The 2,178-nt window shown below is 66.2% G+C and carries 2 protein-coding genes and 1 tRNA gene; 2 read left to right on the forward strand and 1 reads right to left on the reverse strand.

What is annotated here, in order from left to right:
- Positions 1–381: 381 nt before the first annotated feature.
- Positions 382–456, reverse strand: a tRNA-Thr gene (locus AC1D00_RS37845).
- Between the two features lie 319 nt (positions 457–775).
- Between AC1D00_RS37845 and AC1D00_RS37850 the strand changes: the two genes are divergently transcribed.
- Complete coding sequence (locus tag AC1D00_RS37850) at positions 776–976, forward strand: hypothetical protein (RefSeq protein ID WP_404551074.1); 201 nt, start codon at positions 776–778, stop codon at positions 974–976.
- 82 nt (positions 977–1,058) lie between these two features.
- On the forward strand, positions 1,059–2,178 hold a 1,120-nt coding region (locus AC1D00_RS37855; protein WP_477014186.1), incomplete at its 3' end, for an FAD-dependent oxidoreductase.

The following is a 2,178-nucleotide window of genomic DNA, read 5'->3' on the forward strand; positions in this document are numbered from 1 at the left end:
GTGAAGCTGCGTACGGCAAAACCGTGTGGTCCTGACCGTCGTTGCTACGGTCAAGCCTTGCGGAGATGCTTCCAGGCTCGACCGGGCCCTCGAGGCATCGCCAATTCGCGAGGTAACGGAGGCCAGAAGGAACTCGGCTCCGGGGAGAGCGCGCATACGCCGTCAACCCATCGCGCAGGGAAGGCCGGGTGTTTTCCGGCCCACCTGTTGTCCCGCCTGCGCATTTGCGTGTGCAAATTCTTCGCGCAGCGGATCATGGGTGCCAGCCGGCACCCGGTCTTCCCTGCGCCCTCTTCACTTAGAGAGGGTCAAGGAAACGAGCAAAACTCGGGCGCAACATGCCGCGAGAATGCTGATCTGTGCGTGATTGAACCCAGAGAATGGTGCTGCCAGACAGGATTGAACTGTCGACCTCTCCATTACCAATGGAGTGCTCTACCACTGAGCTACGGCAGCATGTGCTGGGATAAGAATCGGCCGCCACGAGGGGCCTACCAAGCGGGCCGATATCTGCCACAAGCCCCCCTCCTGTGCAAGCTTGCTAGCTCCGTCAAAACGAGAAAATCGGGCCGATATCGGGGCCAAAATGCCCGTTTTCGCTCGAAACGGCCGACTTTCCGTCGATTCGGGTTCCGATTCCCCCCACCCAACTGGCCAGCTGGCCGGGTGACCGGATTCGCCTCATTTTGGAGTTTCGCACGATCGGATCGCGCGGGCCTCTTGAGCTGCCACGTTCATGGGGCATGTTATCGCCGACCGCTGTAATGGACCGGTGATGGCTGACGAGAACGACAAGAGCACGAGGCAGGATTCGAGACAGGCGAGGGCGTCCCGGGACGACCGGCTGAAGTCGGCGCTGCGCGAAAACCTGAAGCGGCGGAAGCTGCAGGCGCGCGAACGCGCCGCAAGTGCCGACCCCTCGCAGAATGAAGATGATTCCCTAAATGAGGGGACCGCCGGCAAGACCGGCGGCTAAAATCCGGCGGCTAGAAATTTTGGAGTTGAGCGACGTGGCAAAGGGGCAAGACGGACAGCAACCAACCGAGCGTGATGCGCTGATGTCGCGGTTCACGCGCCCCGAGCAGACCTTTCCGGCGCTGACTTCGGCCGAGATCGAGCGCATCAGGCATTTCGGCGAGCTCCGCACCTATCCGGATGGCGAGCTGCTGTTCGAGACCGCCAAGCCGGGACCCGGCATGTTCGTCATCCTGAAGGGCCACGTCGCCATCACCCAGCGCGACGGGCTCGGTCATGTCACCCCGATCATCGACCAGGGGCCCGGCCAGTTCCTGGCCGAGCTCGGCCAGCTCTCGGGCAGGCCGGCGCTGGTCGACGGCCGCGCCGAGGGCGATGTCGAGGTGCTCCTGATCCCGCCGGACCGGCTGCGCGCCCTGCTGGTCGCCGAAGCCGAGCTCGGCGAGCGCATCATGCGCGCGCTGATCCTGCGCCGGGTCAGCCTGATCCAGGGCGGCGTCGGTGGCCCGGTGCTGATCGGGCCGTCGAACTCCGCCGGCGTGGTGCGCCTGCAGGGCTTCCTCACCCGCAACGGCCAGCCGCATCACCTGCTCGATGCCGACAGCGAGCACGACGCGGCCGAGGTGATCGCGCGTTATTCGCCGAAGCCGGAGGATTGGCCGCTGGTCGTCACCGCCGACGGCAGCGTGCTGCGCAATCCCAGCGAGATCGAGCTCGGCCGCGCCATCGGCATGATCGGCGGAGCGAAGGATGATCGGATCTACGACGTCGCCATCGTCGGCTGCGGGCCGGCGGGACTCGCGACCGCGGTCTACGCGGCCTCCGAAGGTCTCTCGGTCGCCGTCGTCGACACCCGCGCCTTCGGTGGCCAGGCCGGCGCCAGCGCGCGGATCGAAAACTATCTCGGCTTTCCGACCGGCATCTCGGGCCAGGCCCTGGCCGGCCGCGCCTTCACCCAGGCGCAGAAGTTCGGCGCCGAGATCATGATCCCGATGTCGGTGAAGTCGCTGGACTGTTCGCGCCGTGCCGGCACCTTCGCGCTCGCGCTGGATTGCGGCGACACATTGCGCTCGCGCGCGGTGGTGGTGGCGAGCGGCGCGCGCTATCGCCGGCCGGAGATCGCAAATCTCGACACGTTCGAGGGCCGCGGCGTCTGGTACTGGGCGTCCCCGGTCGAGGCGCGGCTCTGCGCCGGCGAGGAGG

Source organism: Bradyrhizobium sp. P2_E8 (assembly GCF_056403875.1).